At 53.9% G+C, this 14,714-nt stretch carries 14 protein-coding genes; 7 read left to right on the top strand and 7 right to left on the bottom strand.

Translation table 11 applies throughout. The features are described from left to right. Positions 1-15 precede the first annotated feature (15 nt). The 5 genes from SBL51_RS10405 to SBL51_RS10425 form a co-directional block, all read right to left on the bottom strand. Positions 16-288 carry a phosphopantetheine-binding protein gene (locus tag SBL51_RS10405; protein WP_317930868.1) on the bottom strand — a complete coding sequence of 91 codons (273 nt, stop codon included), beginning with the start codon at positions 286-288 and terminating at the stop codon, positions 16-18. A 15-nt stretch (positions 289-303) separates the two neighbouring features. After that, positions 304-1,488, bottom strand: a complete 1,185-nt coding sequence (locus SBL51_RS10410) for an ABC transporter permease (protein WP_317930869.1) — start codon at positions 1,486-1,488, stop codon at positions 304-306. A 2-nt stretch (positions 1,489-1,490) separates the two neighbouring features. Continuing rightward, on the bottom strand, positions 1,491-2,450 hold the full coding sequence (locus tag SBL51_RS10415; protein WP_317930870.1) for an ABC transporter ATP-binding protein: 960 nt from the start codon (positions 2,448-2,450) through the stop codon (positions 1,491-1,493). After that, positions 2,440-3,312 (bottom strand): class I SAM-dependent methyltransferase, encoded by an 873-nt coding sequence (locus tag SBL51_RS10420; protein WP_317930871.1) that lies wholly within the window; start codon positions 3,310-3,312, stop codon positions 2,440-2,442. The genes SBL51_RS10415 and SBL51_RS10420 overlap by 11 nt, the downstream gene beginning before the upstream one ends. A gap of 136 nt (positions 3,313-3,448) precedes the next feature. Continuing rightward, positions 3,449-4,369: a LysR family transcriptional regulator gene (locus SBL51_RS10425; protein WP_317930872.1), complete on the bottom strand. Its 921-nt coding sequence runs from the start codon at positions 4,367-4,369 to the stop codon at positions 3,449-3,451. Between the two features lie 195 nt (positions 4,370-4,564). On the opposite strand from SBL51_RS10425, the gene SBL51_RS10430 reads away from it, so the two are divergent. From SBL51_RS10430 to SBL51_RS10455, 6 genes are all read left to right on the top strand, one after another. Continuing rightward, complete coding sequence (locus SBL51_RS10430) at positions 4,565-5,848, top strand: aromatic ring-hydroxylating oxygenase subunit alpha (protein WP_317930873.1); 1,284 nt, start codon at positions 4,565-4,567, stop codon at positions 5,846-5,848. A gap of 2 nt (positions 5,849-5,850) precedes the next feature. Beyond that, the gene (locus tag SBL51_RS10435) at positions 5,851-6,174 is read left to right on the top strand and encodes a hypothetical protein (protein ID WP_317930874.1); all 324 of its coding nucleotides are present in this window, start codon (positions 5,851-5,853) and stop codon (positions 6,172-6,174) included. Positions 6,175-6,230: 56 nt separating this feature from the next. Then, positions 6,231-7,046, top strand: a complete 816-nt coding sequence (locus SBL51_RS10440) for a TauD/TfdA family dioxygenase (RefSeq protein WP_317930875.1) — start codon at positions 6,231-6,233, stop codon at positions 7,044-7,046. A 65-nt stretch (positions 7,047-7,111) separates the two neighbouring features. Next, complete coding sequence (locus tag SBL51_RS10445; protein ID WP_317930876.1) at positions 7,112-7,855, top strand: SDR family oxidoreductase; 744 nt, start codon at positions 7,112-7,114, stop codon at positions 7,853-7,855. A 102-nt stretch (positions 7,856-7,957) separates the two neighbouring features. After that, complete coding sequence (locus SBL51_RS10450; RefSeq protein WP_317930877.1) at positions 7,958-8,383, top strand: nuclear transport factor 2 family protein; 426 nt, start codon at positions 7,958-7,960, stop codon at positions 8,381-8,383. 316 nt (positions 8,384-8,699) lie between these two features. Continuing rightward, entirely contained in the window at positions 8,700-11,099 is a 2,400-nt protein-coding gene (locus tag SBL51_RS10455) for a TonB-dependent receptor (RefSeq protein ID WP_317930879.1), read from the top strand. Positions 11,100-11,184: 85 nt separating this feature from the next. Here the strand turns inward: SBL51_RS10455 and SBL51_RS10460 are convergent, their stop codons facing one another. Then, the gene (locus SBL51_RS10460; RefSeq protein ID WP_317930880.1) at positions 11,185-11,685 is read right to left on the bottom strand and encodes a 6-pyruvoyl trahydropterin synthase family protein; all 501 of its coding nucleotides are present in this window, start codon (positions 11,683-11,685) and stop codon (positions 11,185-11,187) included. Positions 11,686-11,798: 113 nt separating this feature from the next. After that, a complete protein-coding gene (locus tag SBL51_RS10465) occupies positions 11,799-12,572 on the bottom strand; it encodes an enoyl-CoA hydratase/isomerase family protein (RefSeq protein ID WP_317930881.1) in 774 nt (257 codons plus the stop codon). A gap of 500 nt (positions 12,573-13,072) precedes the next feature. Here SBL51_RS10465 and SBL51_RS10470 point away from each other — a divergent pair, with 500 nt between their 5' ends. Next, complete coding sequence (locus tag SBL51_RS10470) at positions 13,073-14,419, top strand: ribonucleotide-diphosphate reductase subunit beta (protein ID WP_317930882.1); 1,347 nt, start codon at positions 13,073-13,075, stop codon at positions 14,417-14,419. The last annotated feature ends 295 nt before the right edge of the window (positions 14,420-14,714 follow it).

Raw genomic sequence — 14,714 nt, forward strand, 5'->3', positions numbered from 1 at the left:
ATCCACGCCGCCAGGCTAGCCCTGGGCCGCCAGGATGGTGTCAGCCAGTGACTGCACCGACTGCAGCGCCCGGCGCGCCTCGGGGCCGCCTTCAATGCGCACGCCATAGCGGCTTTTTACCGCCATGCTGATCTGCAGGGCATCCAGTGAGTCGAGCTCCAGTGGGCCGCCGATGAGTCGCTCATCGTCGCTGATGTCGTCGATCTCGATATCCTTATCGCACTCTTCAATGATCATCGCTTTCAGCTCCCGTTTTAGCGCGTCCGGGGAAGGCGAAGTACTCTCCATGCTGACTCCTTTTGGTCAATCGCTGCGCCGATAGAGTAGCAAAATAGCGGCACCAATCATAAGCACCCCCAAACCCAGCAGGGAGCCGCTCTCAAGCGCCACCTCAGCCCAGCCGCCACCGCGCAACAGTACATCCAGAAAACCCTGTAACCCCCAGGACATGGGCGAGACCACGGTGATGGCCTGCATAAACTGGGGCATCACAAAGGCGGGCACCATAATGCCGCCAAGTGCCGCCAGAATAATATTACCGGCCCCACCCAGAGTGGTGGCCTGCTCGGTGGTTTTGGCCACCACGGCGATCAACAAGCCAAAACCGAGCGCGGCGATACTCAGCGCCGCCGCCACCGGGATAAGCGCCAGCGGCTGCTCGCCCAGGGTGAGTTGGTCCCCGCCCAACTGTGGCACCAGATGGATACCCACCAACAGCATTGCCACCACCTGCAATTGGTTGATGACAAAGTAGGGAATCAATTTGCCGGCCACCAACATCCAGGTGGGCACGGCAATGGTCCGCAGGCGGCGCAGGGTGCCCAACTGGCGCTCGTTGATGAGCGTATTGGCCAGCGGCACCACTACAAAAAACATGGAGAAGACCAGCCAGGCCGGCACATTCTGCTGTACCGAAGTCGGCGCCTGCTCGGCCTCTCTCGCCTCGCCGCCGGCATAGCGCACGGTTAACCAGTCGGCGTCGGTGATCTCAGTAAACAGATCCGATTCGGCCAGCTCCGGCAACTGCGTCTGCAACTGGGCTTGTAGCGCCTGCAGATGGCTGTTTCCGGCGGCGGCCCGCACGCTGGCCAAAAATAGCTGGTTGAACTCGGGGCTGTTGCCCGGCGCGATCAGCACGCGGGCCATCAGTTGCACTTGGTCATCTCCCTGGCTGCTTGCCAGCACCAGCAGAAAATGGACTGAATCGGTAGCCACCTGCGCCTCTGCGGCGGCCGCATCGGCGCTTGTCAGCAGGCGAAAGGTGCTGTTCTCACGCAAGCTTTGTAACAGAGCGTGGCTGGCTGGGCTATCGGCCTGATCGAGCACAAGGACATCCAGCTGCACACCAGAGCGGCGGTCGAAATCGGCTTTCATCGCCAGCGACATAATCAATATGAAGACCACCGGCATAACAAACAGCAGTGCCAGGCCGTGGATATCCCGCCCGACCAGCCGCAACTCTTTAACGATCATTGCCCACAACTGCATGGCTACAACCCCGCCCCATGGCGAGTGGCCGCCAGGTAGATGGGCTCCAGGCGATTGCGGCCCATGTGAATCTGGATGATGGCCAACTGCAGGCTCTCGAGCAGAGCAATCACCGCCGAGATTGGCTGCTCACCCGGTTCAATCGACAATTGCGGGCCCAGGGCGGTACAGCGGTACTGAGCCGCCAGCTGCGCCAACTGCGCCTCACTCGGGGTATCTTGCAGCGTTACCAGGAGCTGCCGGCCGCCGGCCAGCAGTTCGGCCATTGGCTGCTGCAACACCAGGCGGCCGCGATCGATAATGGCCACCTGGTCACACAGCTGCTCCACCTCCTCCATGTAGTGGGAGGTATAAACGATGGTTTTGCCGGCATCGCGCAACTGCTCAATCCCCTGCAGAATAAAGTGCCTGGACTCGGCATCAATGCCCACCGTGGGCTCATCCAGATAGAGAATCGATGGGTCGCCAACCAGACCGATGGCAATATTGAGCCGTCGTTTCATGCCGCCGGAGTAGCGGCTGGCGCGCTTGTCGAGTATTTCACTCAGGCCGCAGATGTCGGCACAGTAAGCCAGCCTTTGGGCGCGCAGGGCTCCGCCCACCTTGGCCAGCCCCAGAAAAAAGTTGAGGTTTTCACGGCCGGTGAGGGATGGGTAGAAGGCGTAATCCTGGGGCACCAGCGCCGAGCAGGCTTTGATCGCCCGGATACTGTTAACCTGCCCACTGCCAGCCAGGGCAATCTGCCCTATCTGTACCTTGAGCACCCCGGTTAACAGGGAGATGAGCGTGGTTTTACCGGCGCCATTGGGGCCGAGCAGGCCAAAACAGCTACCGGCGGGAATGGTGAGATTGATCGCTTCCAGGGCAGGGGTTGGCGCCCCCCGATAGTGGTGGCTGAGGCCGGCGACACCAATCAATGGCTCGCCCTCGGTGCCGATAGGCGGCGCGCGCTTAGCGGACAACTTTCCTGGCCACTATTTGCCGGATGGGCAGCTGGTCTTCATCGCTGACCAGTTCAAACCCAAACTGCGCCAATTTCGCGACAATATCCTGCTGATGCCACGCCTTCACAAATGGCTCATGCACCAGTTTCGCCAGCAGGGCAAAGTAGAGCCCCCGCCAACCCCACTGGCGCCAGACCTGCCACCAAGAGCAGTCCATCTGCAGGGCCGAGGGCTCAGAGATGGCCAGCAGACCACCGGCTTTTAAAATACGGTGAAACTCGGCCAGGGCGCCATCGAGGTATTTGGGTGGAAGTTCGTGTAATAGAAAACAGATGGCAATGCCATCGAATCGCTGCTCGGCAAAGCCGGTCTGTTCGGCAATGCCCTGCACAAACTTAACCTTGGGGTAGTCGGTGGCGGCGTGTTGCAACAGATAAGGCGAAGGATCAACGCCCCAAACATCCGCAACACCGGCACGTTGCAGAGCATTGGCCAGATGGCCACCACCACAACCGATATCAACCACACTCTGCAAGCCCCGCATCACACCCACCACCTGCTGGCGCACCTTGTTCAAGGAGCCCAGCATCATCCGGTCGAAGCCGGTGATGTAGCCACGGGTTATACGTTTGGAATAGTTGCCATTGGGGAGGTTATGGAACTCCTGCAAAATATACTTCGGAATTCGGTTGGCACCGGGCATATCAGCGGGAATCTCCACCCGCTGCCGGCTTTTGCCGGCCATCTGTACCAGAAAAGCGAAGAGTTCTTTCGGATTACGAAAATTGAGGCTGTCGGGCCAGGCATCTGGAAGAGACAATGAGCGCCAGTCCGGCACTCGTGGATCGGCTTCCTGCCCAACAAAATACTGCTCCCCCATTCCCCATTCCCATCGTTATATAAGAAATATCAATAGTTTACGTTCACCCAAATTTGCCGCGCATTTTATTACAACGAGACCAAGTTGCAAATGTTGCGCCGCAACCGGCAAGGCATCAATTGTTGGCCGACAAGCTTCAGGGACGCTCGCTGTTCTCGGTAATGATCTGCTGGGCGATTTTGTAAAACGCACTGATCAGGTTGGAAAAGGAGAGCTGGAACGGATAGATCATGTGCACCTCCACCGATTCCGGAGACCAGTCGGGCAACACTGGCAGAATAGTCCCCTGCTGCAACTCACCGCTACAGATGATCTGGCGCGGCATAATACCTACCCCTAACCCCTCCAGGATGTACTGTTTGCAGATTTGGAAGTTATTGGCTCGGGCGCGCACCAGCGGCGATATCTCAACGCGCCGGCGGCCGCGCGCTAGCTGCAATTTGTGCGGACTGCCAAGAAAGTCGCAATCGATAAAGGGCAGATGGTTGAGCTGGGACGGGGTGGTCAAGGGTTCCGGTAGCTGTGCCAGAAAGTCGGTGGAGGCGCAGAGGAAGCAGTCGAGAGTAAAGAGTTTACGGGCAATGAGGGTGGAGTCGCGCAGTGGCCCAATACCAAACACCACGTCGTAACCATCCTTGATGGGGTGAGCGAGGTAGTCGACCAAGCGGATATCCAGTTGTGACTTGGGGAAGTTGCTGAGAAAAGTGACCCCTACCCGGGCGGCGTAATCAATACCAATAAAGGTGGGAATGGCCACTCGCAGCCCCCCCTGCGGCTCCTGCTTGCCCCCCTCCACCAGCGCTCGAATACCATTGGCCTCGGCCAATATCTTCATGCTGTGGCTGTAGACCCGCTCCCCCAGGTCCGTTACCGATATCTGGTGGGTGTTTTTACGCAACAGTTTGGCCCCTAAGTCCTCCTCCAACTTGGTCAACTTCCGGCTTACGGTCGATTTCGGCATACCCAGCAGCTGTGCCGCTTTCGAGAGGCTGCGGCACTCCACCACCTTGCTGAACACCAGCAGTGAATCGACGTTGAACGGCAGGTTCTGTTCCATGGGGTTTACGCAACCAAATCGGGGTGGGAAGAGAGGGCCATAGGCGTTCCATTAATGCAACACCATGTTGTTTATAAATACCTTTATACAGAATTAAGTCAAGCTTAATATGACCCTGTTCCCGTGACGGCCCGCTAATCGTGTAACCCTGCGTCGTCCCTAAAAACGATAACAACAAAAACGAGGAGAAGACGGATGCACGATGAGCCCATCGTTCAAAAGCCCGCCTCTGGCTTCTGGACAGACGCCTACCCCGATCTTGGTCGCGGCCCCATCTCACTGGAGGATAGCGTCAGCCCGGAGTTCTACCAGAAAGAGAAAGAGCATGTCTTTAAAAAGAGCTGGCTCTATATCGGCCGGGTAGAACAGCTGCCCCAGAAAGGTAGCCACTTCACCCGTGAACTGGCCATTCTCGACACCTCGATTCTGGTGGTACGCGGCAAGGATGATCAAATCCGCGCCTTCCACAATATCTGCCCACACCGCGGTAATAAACTGGTCTGGCGCGACGACCCCTTCCAGGAGGTGGAGGGCGGCTCCTCATTCCTCTATTGCCGCTTCCACGGCTGGCGTTTTGATCTGGATGGTTCATTGATCAAACCCTCGCGCGCCGATTTGCTGCTGGATTTTGACGGCAGTAAATGCAGCGTTCCACAAATTCAGTGTGAAGTTTGGCAGGGGTTTATTTTCATTAACATGAACCCAGACAACACCGAAACCGTGCGCGATTTTCTGGGCGAATTCGCCGAAGGCATTGAGGGCTACCCCTTTGCCGGCCCTCACCAGGTTTACAAATTCAAAGCCGAACTGCAGTGTAACTGGAAAATTTTCATGGATGGCTTTGCCGAAAGCTATCACGGCCCCTACCTGCATGCTGGCTCTTTTGGTGCACTCACCGAAGTCGCCAAGATGGATGCCCCCAACCCCTACACCGATGCGCTGGCGTTTGATCTCAAAGGGCCGCACCGCATGTTCTCCTTCTATGGTGAACCATCGCAAAAGACACCATTTTCGCGCCCCATTGAGTGTTTAACGGAATCCAGCCCCGCTGGCCCATGGAATAAATCAGCCAAACGCGGCCCATTACCGAAAGGGCTTAACCCCACACGCTCTGATAAATACGGCTTCGACTCCTTTCAGTTTTTCCCCAACTTTGTCTTGATCTTCTCCTCTTCGGGTTTCACAACGCACGCTCACTGGCCCACAGGCCCGCACTCACACATTGTGGAAGTGGATATGTATTTCAAACCACCAACCAGCCATCGCGAGCGTATCAGCCAGGAGCTCACCGTCTCCTTCCTGAATGACATTGTGCTGGAGGATGCCAGCCCACTGGAAGGCATGCAGGCGATGTTAAACAGCGGAGCCATCAAAGAGTTTTACGCTAACGACGAAGAGATTCTTGTTCGCCATCTCCATAAAGTGATTCAGGACAAGGTGACAGAAGGCGAGAAGAGTAAAGCGGAGCAAGGAGCATAGCCATGAGTGGATTACTGCCAGAGGCCTTTAAAGAGCTTGAGCCGCTAGTTGCCGAGTGGGCCATTGAAGATGGCCATCAACGCTATGTAAAACGCGTTAACAGCTCCATGGCAGAGCTGAAAACCTTCTACGAGAAAATGTTTCCCAGAGGCGAAGAGGCCATTAATTACGTCGATCAATTCGATTATCAAAAACCCTTGCCGGCGGATGCGGCCAATCTGCGCAATTTAATTTATTCGCTCATTACCGTCGCCCTCGCTATTGAGGTGTGGAAGCAACCCAGGGTTAAAAATTCAGCGCAAACCATATTGACCCGTTTAGCCTAGCTATTTTACCGGCGCCATTTTTCGACTCAGCAAACGGCGCAGGAGAGGACAGCACCATGACGTTAGAAGCTATCAACCTGACGCCGCGCATTGGCAGTGAGATTAAAATTGATCTCGACACCTTGCTGGCTGGCACAGAAGCAAAAGCCATCCGCGAAATTTTATCCTATCGCGGCGTGGTTATATTTCGAAACTTACCCCTAACCGATGAGCACCAGGTCGCCATCGCGAAAACCCTGGGAGTAATTCCCGAAAACGAAGGCGTCGGTGGTATTTATAAAATCTCGCTGGATAAGAGCGTAAATGCCCGGGCCGATTATTTAAAAGGCTCGATGATGTGGCATTCGGATGGCTCACTACAACGCTACCCTAATTTGGGAGCCCTGCTGCGCCCTATTAAATTATCCCCCACCGGCGGCGACACCGAATTTTGCAACACCTACGCCGCCTACGACGATCTGCCGGAAGAGGAAAAAGCCAGCTATGAAAATTTGCGGGTAGTACACAGCGCCGAGCATTCTCAATATTACGTCACACCGGAGATGAGCTACGAAGAGGTAAAAATGTGGCAGCAAATGCCGACCAAATCGCTGCCCCTGGTGTGGACCCATCAAACTGGCCGAAAATCGCTTCTGCTGGGCGCGACCGCCGACTACGTAGAGGGCTACACCGTAGAGAAGAGCCGGGCGCTGTTGGCCAAATTACGTGACTGGGCAACCCAACCACAATATGTTTACCACCATCAATGGCAATTAAATGATTTGTTAATTTGGGACAACACCGGCACAATGCATCGAGCACTGCCTTACGACCTGGATAGCGGCCGCTTGATGCACCGCACAATTTTAGAGGGCGAAGAACCTCTGAACTGACACTAAAAAAATCCAGCCCCAATAAAAATAATTTATAAAATTCATACGATGTAGATACAAAAAATATGGATCGGATATTGGAAAACCAGGTCGCCATTGTTACCGGTGGCGCTAGTGGCCTGGGCCGGGCCACGGTACAACTCTTTGTTGAGCAAGGCGCAAAGGTGGTTATCGCCGACGTCAGCAGCGAACAGGGCGAAGCCTTGGCGAACGAGCTGGGTAGTCAAACCATCTTTAAATATACCGATGTCTCCGATGCCGACCAGGTACAGGCGCTGGTGGATTTTGCTATCCACCACTTTGGCGACCTGCACATCATGTTTAACAATGCCGGCATCAGTGGCAAGGTACACAACAGTTATTTGGAAGATGATCTCGCCGATTTTAATCAGGTGATCGGTGTCAACCTATACGGCGTTATGGTTGGCAGCCGAGCTGCCGGCCGCTATATGGTCAAGCAGGGCCGCGGCTCCATTATCAATACCTCATCCATTGCCGGCCTTAAACCAGGCTTACCACTCATCACTTATCGCGCCGCCAAAGCCGGGGTAATTCACTACACCAAATCGATCGCCAAGGAGCTGGGTGAATACGGTGTACGGGCAAATTGCATCGCCCCAGGCCACATTCCCGCCGCACAAACTTTTTACGACATGGACGATATGGTTCGCCGGATGCAGCCGTTAAACCGTCGTGGCACGCCAGCTGATGTCGCCAATGCCGCACTCTATTTGGCGAGCGACCTGTCGGCCCAGGTAACCGGGCTTGTGCTGCCGGTGGATGGCGGTTCCAACCTCGGCAAACTTTAATTACTATTGAATGCATCCCGTCTGCGGCGATGGCAAAGCTTCGGCAGGTATGTTTAAAAAGGTCTTTACCAGGTACATAACAATAATCGCTAGGTAACAGTAATGAGTGAGCAGAATAAAGCAGTCGTATTGAAATTTATTGAAGCCATGGGCAAGGGCGATGCTAAAGCAGCAGCCCCCTGTATCGCGGAGGACACCTACACTCTGGCCAAAGGCTTCGGAAAATTTGCGGGCGTCCGCACACATGATTTAATCCTTGCCACCATTGATGCATTTCACAATTTAATGCCTGGCGGAATGGAGCCGGACATCATCAGTGTCACCGGCGAAGGCGATCGGGTGGTTGTTGAGTTTGAAGGCAACGGCACCTTGGTTAATGGCGAATCCTACGGTAATCAGTACTGCATGGTGTTCACCCTGCGCGATGGCAAAATACGGCAGGTCAATGAGTACTTCTGCACGATTCTGGCCGATGAGAAGCTGTGGCCACTGGTCTCTCAAATGTCTGAACTCACCAACGGAGCATAACAAAACAGCGGCGAATACCCTTAAATCGAGATCGGTGACGCTCAATACAGCGAATTTGGAAGGGTTCTTGATCCTGGCTGAAATGACACCAGCTTCTAGACGCGCTTCTCTTTACCGACTAATTCCCCCCCAGTATTATTGTCCTGCCGCAGAGGTCCACTCCGCGGCAGGTTAAAAAACTGCATGCTCGATTTACTGTTACCGTTACTATTTACCCTGGGGGGAGGTGGCGTTGATGGAAACTCAGCAGCGGAACAAAAAGCTATACCACAACATTAAAATTAACCTCGCGATAATAATAATTAGAGGGATCTCTATGAAAACTTGGCCATACCAATCTCTACTATTAGCAACCACAGCGTTAAGTTCTACCCTATCACTGCCCACCTACGCCCAATCCAGTTCCAGCCAAGCAGATAGCTTGATCTTGGAAGAGATTGTCGTCACTGCACGACGACGGGAAGAGTCGGCGCAAGACGTAGCCATCTCGATGACGGTCTTTAACCAGGACCAGCTCGACAAAGCCAACATTGTTAACGCTGGCGACCTGGCTACCGTTACACCATCGCTGCAAGCCAATAATCGCTTCGGTGGCGACAACACCACCTTCGCAATTCGCGGCTTCTCTCAGGAATTGCGTACCACCGCATCGGTCGGTGTTTACTTTGCCGAGGTAATCGCCCCACGCGGTGCAAACTCGCAACAATCCGGTGATGGTGCCGGCCCTGGAGACTTTTTTGATCTTGCCAACGTGCAGGTGTTGAAGGGGCCATCGGGCACACTGTTTGGTCGCAACACCACCGGTGGTGCCGTCTTGCTTACCCCACAGAAACCAACCGATGAGTTCGAGTTTTATGTTGAGGGGAGCAGCGGTAACTACGACATGTACCGCCAACAGGCGGTGGTGAACCTGCCAATCAGCGACAATTTTAAAGTCCGCTTAGGAGTGGATAATCAAACCCGGGATGGCTACCTGAACAACATTTCCGGCATTGGCCCCAAAGACTTTGGCGATGTTGACTACACGGCCTATCGTGCCAGTGCCGTGTGGGATATCACCAACTCTCTGGAAAACTACACCATCGTTCGCTATTCCGACTCGGAAAACAACGGCTACCCCGGTTCAGTGATCGCCTGTAACAATGATCAGGTTCTCGGCTTTTTGCTGTGTCAGCCCGACCTGGACCGTCGCGCCGCCGCGGGCAATGATGACTTCTACGACGTTTATAACTTTGTACCCGAGCCCATTAGCGCCCAGAAAACTCTGCAGGCGATCAACACCACCAGTTGGGAGGTTAACGATAATCTGCTGGTCAAAAACATTCTTGCTTACTCCACCCTCGAGACCAAACAGCGCAGCTCCATCTATGGTACTGATTGGCAATTCGCCGGTGCCAGCCTGATCTTCCAGATGGTGGGTATGGCGGACAATCTCGCCACTACCGACCAGGAGACCTACGTAGAAGAGATTCAACTGCAGGGTACCAACACCGACAAAACCCTTACCTGGCAGGCCGGTCTCTACTATGAGAACAGCAAACCCAGAGATGATTATGGCGCACAATCCGGTGCCATTATCGCCTGTGATGTTGCCACCCTCTCCTCCTCCGACCCGGCCGACATCCGCTGTAACAACCTGTTTGGTATAGGTTCAGTGCAACGCACCCCGGGTGGCGCCGAGTACACCAACCAGGCGGTCTACGCCCAGGCCACCTATAACATGACCGAAACCCTGGCCCTCACCGCTGGCTTGCGTTACACCGATGACAAAACCACCGGCTATGCCAACGAGACCATCTACCACTTCCCCACAGTTGCTCCTGGGACCTTCGCGGCCTCTGATGGCTCCATATCAGAAACCCGCACGCCAGAGACCTCCAGCGAAGAGCCAACTTGGTTGCTGGGCCTGGACTACAAGCCCACCGACGACACCCTGCTGTACGGTAAGTATTCCCGTGGTTACCGTCAGGGCAGCGTCAATATTGGTGGTACCGTAGGCCTGGATACACACGGCCCGGAAAAGGTGGATACCTTTGAAGTGGGTTCCAAATTCGCCTTCCGCGGTAGCCTACCCGCTACGCTAAACGTCGCCGCTTTCTACAACGATTTCCAGGACCAACAAATTCAATACGGCTACTTCAAAACCACCGGGGTAGGTACCACCGCTATTGTTAACGCTGGCTCGTCCACCATCTGGGGAGTCGAGATGGATGGCCGTGTACAGCTTGGTGAGCAGTTTGTACTAAGCGCCAGCTACGCCTATCTCAACACCAATGTCGACAAGCTGGATCTGCCTGACTTCCCCGCCAGCGCGGTTGCATCCCAACCATCCACCACAACGGCCGAGGGTGAGCCACTCTCCTACGCTCCGGAAAACAAACTGGTATTAACCGCTGACTGGCTGGTACCGGTAAGTTCCGATCTAGGTGATATGGACCTCTCCGTCAGCTACATATTTACCGACGAGATGCAGGCCGCCTCCGAGGAGACCTCTGTGTTGGCCACCCTACCCAGCTATGAGTTGGTCAACATCAACTTTGCCTGGAATAGCATTTTCGGCTCAAGCTTTGATGTCTCTGCCTTCGTTAACAATGCCACCGATGAAGAGTATGTCACCTTCCTCACCGGCAACTGGAATAACGGCTTTGAGATTGGACAGTTGGGCCAACCAAGAATGTACGGTGCGAAAGTACGTTACAACTTTGGAGCCAACTAACCCAAGAAGACCGCTCAACAAAAAACCCGGCTTAGCCGGGTTTTTTTATGTCTGTAGAACAGGTCAAACCGATACAAAGGGGGTGTCAGCGATGCCATACAGTGGTACCCGTTTGCCCAGGCCCAGAGGCTACGGTCACAGCCAGTTTTTGAATATCGCTGGATGCTGCCAAGCGTTTGTCACCCAACAACTGACTCAATATGTAGTTGGAAAACTCCTCGACTGTGGTGTTGGTAATCGGTAACACCTTGGTATCACTGCACAAAAAGTGGAGAGTCTGATCAGCAAACTGCACCTGGTATTGCTCCCCCTGCTGAGTGATCTCCAAGAACGGGGAGTTGCCGGGCAAGAGCACATACTCATCCAGAAAATCACAGCAGCTTTTTAATACATCTTTATAAACTCGATAATTACTGGTCATGCCATTGGCATCGACGCTGGCCGTTATTTCGGCCGCAACTGTAAAATTATGGCCGTGTAAACGCTCGCGCTCATGACGACTAAAAATCGTGAAATGGGCTGCAGAGAACTTAAGGTACTCTTTGGCAATACTGATGGTGGCAATTCTGGGTTCCGAGGCAGACATGGTAGAGCTCTAATCGGTCAGCAAGATGTATCAGGCAGAGGGGAAAATGGTAACAGAGGTTCAACGACGACCCGGCATAAATGCCGGGTCTGTTCACTAACCCTTATTCCGGATTAGCTGAAGTTGGGGGCTCGCTTCTCAATGAATGCCGCCAAGCCTTCGCGCTTATGCTCCGACTCAAACGCCTCCACAAATAGGCGCACCTCCAAATCTTCACCTTCACGCTGGCTGAGATCATAGCCTTCGTTGATAGCCTGCTTCACCAAGCGGGTAGCGTTAGAGCTGCGTGAGGCGATGATTTCTGCCTGTTTGCGACAGACAGCCATCAACTCTTCAGGCTCAACAACATCCACCGCCAATCCCCATTGCAGGGCATATTTGGCTGGGAATATGTCGCCGGTGAGGGTGATATAGCTGGCGATGCCTTTGCCAACGCAGCGAGACAGGCGTTGAGTACCACCAAATCCTGGGATCAAGCCCAAGGTCACCTCTGGTAGGCCAAATTTAGCCTTGCTGCTCATGACAATGTAATCACAGGATAAAGCCAGCTCTAGACCGCCACCCAAAGCAAAACCATTCACCGCTGCGATGACCGGCATAGGCAGCTCTTCCAAGGCACGGAAAGGACGCTGCCCCTCTAAAGCCGTATCTGCCGCTTCACTCTCAGGGCGCTCAGCCAACCCTTTGATATCGGCCCCTGCTACGAAGGCTTTGTCACCCGCGCCGGTTACAATCAGACAACGTAAATTGAGGGCGATGACCTCATCACAGAAGCGGGACAGCTCCGCCAGTACTTCCGAATTGAGAGCGTTCATCGCTGACGGACGGTTGAATGTTAAGACCCCGATGCCGTTTTCCGCTGCAAACGACAATGTATTGAATTCCATGATACTTCTCCGTAACTAAAGCTGTAATTATGATCATCACGTGATGTCGGTATCTCCCCCTGACCAGCTGGAACAGTAATCAGACAGCTGGCTACCGGGCACAAACGCCCGCCAGTATAACAGGAACACGCGCCAATTCCGGTATAGGCGAAAATTAACCTCTGTCCCAGTCAAATGGCGTCTATCCTGTGGATAACTTGTGTGCCTTTAGTGCATATTTAGTGTGAATAAAAAAGCGGCATACTATATGTTGTGTTTTTACATGCGAGACACTATAGTCGTACGACAGTTGGTTGTAGCCATAGCGCGGCTCGTATAGTAGGTACTTATAGTAAGTACTTAACAGGTACTCGTAGTAGTACTAGACGCGCCTGGACAACCACCAGCAATCAGGCACCGCTCCATAATAACAACCAGTGCCAACCCATTTGCTAAACCCTTTTTGCCATCGCAATTTACGCAATAAGCTACCGCCAACCATCAGCTAAGGATTCAACAACATGCTCAGTTGGGATGATTTCGACCAGGACGATTCACAACCCATTCAAGCAGCACCGGTTACCACCAAAGCTGCCGCCCAGCCGGCAGAGCCTGCTGCGGCAACCAGTACAGCCCCGGTATACGCCGATAACACCGCCGCCAGCAAGGCCGCACAAGCACCCTCCGCACCAGAGCCAGCTGCTACAACCTCACCAGAACTAACCACCAGCACCGCTCGGGAAACCTTGGCCGATGCTGCAGAGCAGGCCGCCAATGTATCAGCCGCGTTAAAAGCCATTGCCGAAACGGACCCAACTCCCGGCCTGGAAGAGCTGGAAATGGGTGCCGCTCGAGTCGAAGTTGACGACAAGCGCATGATCAACTGCCGAGCAGACCTCAATCAGCTGGTCCCCTTTAAGTACGATTGGGCATGGCAGAAGTACCTTGATGGCTGCGCCAACCACTGGATGCCGCAAGAGATCAACATGAACGCCGACATCGCCCTGTGGAAAGGCTCCAATGGCCTCACCGAAGACGAGCGCCGTGTGGTTATGCGCTCCCTCGGTTACTTCTCCACTGCTGATAGTCTGGTCGCCAATAACCTGGTGCTGGCTATCTACCGTTTAGTTACCAATCCGGAATGTCGCCAGTACATTTTGCGTCAGGCATTTGAAGAGGCCATTCACACCCACGCCTACCAGTACTGTATTGAGTCTCTCGGCATGGACGAAGGTGAAGTGTTCAATATGTATCGGGAGATTCCCTCGGTAGCCAACAAAGCTGCCTGGAGTATTGCCCACACCCGCGGCCTCAACGACCCGACCTTCACCACCGGCACCCCCGAGGCCGACCAGGAGCTGCTGCGCAATCTGGTGGGCTTCTATGTGGTTACCGAAGGTATCTTCTTCTACTGCGGCTTTACCCAAATTCTCTCCATGGGCCGTCGCAATAAAATGACCGGCGTTGCCGAGCAGTTCCAGTACATTTTGCGTGACGAGTCGATGCACCTCAATTTTGGTATCGACGTCATTAACCAGATCAAGCTGGAAAACCCTCACCTGTGGACTGAAGCCTTCCGCCAGGAGATCATCCAAATGATCCTGGAGGGCACTGAACTCGAAATTCAATACGCGCGCGATACCATGCCGCGGGGTGTGCTGGGCATGAATGCCGCTATGATGGAAGAGTATCTCCACTTCATTGCCAACCGCCGTTTATCTCAGCTGGGTTTACCGGAACAGTACCCTGGTGCCGAAAACCCCTTCCCCTGGATGAGCGAAATTATGGACCTGCGCAAAGAGAAGAACTTCTTTGAAACGCGCGTGCTGGAGTATCAAACCGGTGGCGCTTTAAACTGGAACGAGTAAAACTCGGTACTAATACCACTCATCCAAGAAAAGGGGCCACTGGCCCCTTTTTTTATCATACCCACTTGTTACAAGAGCATTTAAGCGACGACTTCGCCCCAAGCCAAGTGAGACATATCTCACAAAAAGAAGTGTTTAAGTCCACTATTGCCCAAAGGCTCAAATCAGCAGAATAACAATCACAGGGACGTAGCAAGGATGATCGATAACCAAGGTTGGTTATAGCAGGGATGTGAGGCGATTTTCGCACGGAAGCGAAAATGCAGTCGCCCAAACTCTAGGAACACAGACGCTG

It is taken from the genome of Halioxenophilus sp. WMMB6, assembly GCF_033283405.1.
Taxonomy (GTDB): Bacteria; Pseudomonadota; Gammaproteobacteria; order Pseudomonadales; family Cellvibrionaceae; genus Halioxenophilus.

Coding starts and splice junctions, on each gene's coding strand:
- SBL51_RS10405 (WP_317930868.1), bottom strand. CDS start 288: ATGGAGAGTACTTCGCCTTCCCCGGACGCGCTAAAACGGGAGCTGAAA.
- SBL51_RS10410 (WP_317930869.1), bottom strand. CDS start 1,488: ATGCAGTTGTGGGCAATGATCGTTAAAGAGTTGCGGCTGGTCGGGCGG.
- SBL51_RS10420 (WP_317930871.1), bottom strand. CDS start 3,312: ATGGGGGAGCAGTATTTTGTTGGGCAGGAAGCCGATCCACGAGTGCCG.
- SBL51_RS10425 (WP_317930872.1), bottom strand. CDS start 4,369: ATGGAACAGAACCTGCCGTTCAACGTCGATTCACTGCTGGTGTTCAGC.
- SBL51_RS10430 (WP_317930873.1), top strand. CDS start 4,565: ATGCACGATGAGCCCATCGTTCAAAAGCCCGCCTCTGGCTTCTGGACA.
- SBL51_RS10435 (WP_317930874.1), top strand. CDS start 5,851: ATGAGTGGATTACTGCCAGAGGCCTTTAAAGAGCTTGAGCCGCTAGTT.
- SBL51_RS10440 (WP_317930875.1), top strand. CDS start 6,231: ATGACGTTAGAAGCTATCAACCTGACGCCGCGCATTGGCAGTGAGATT.
- SBL51_RS10445 (WP_317930876.1), top strand. CDS start 7,112: ATGGATCGGATATTGGAAAACCAGGTCGCCATTGTTACCGGTGGCGCT.
- SBL51_RS10450 (WP_317930877.1), top strand. CDS start 7,958: ATGAGTGAGCAGAATAAAGCAGTCGTATTGAAATTTATTGAAGCCATG.
- SBL51_RS10455 (WP_317930879.1), top strand. CDS start 8,700: ATGAAAACTTGGCCATACCAATCTCTACTATTAGCAACCACAGCGTTA.
- SBL51_RS10460 (WP_317930880.1), bottom strand. CDS start 11,685: ATGTCTGCCTCGGAACCCAGAATTGCCACCATCAGTATTGCCAAAGAG.
- SBL51_RS10465 (WP_317930881.1), bottom strand. CDS start 12,572: ATGGAATTCAATACATTGTCGTTTGCAGCGGAAAACGGCATCGGGGTC.
- SBL51_RS10470 (WP_317930882.1), top strand. CDS start 13,073: ATGCTCAGTTGGGATGATTTCGACCAGGACGATTCACAACCCATTCAA.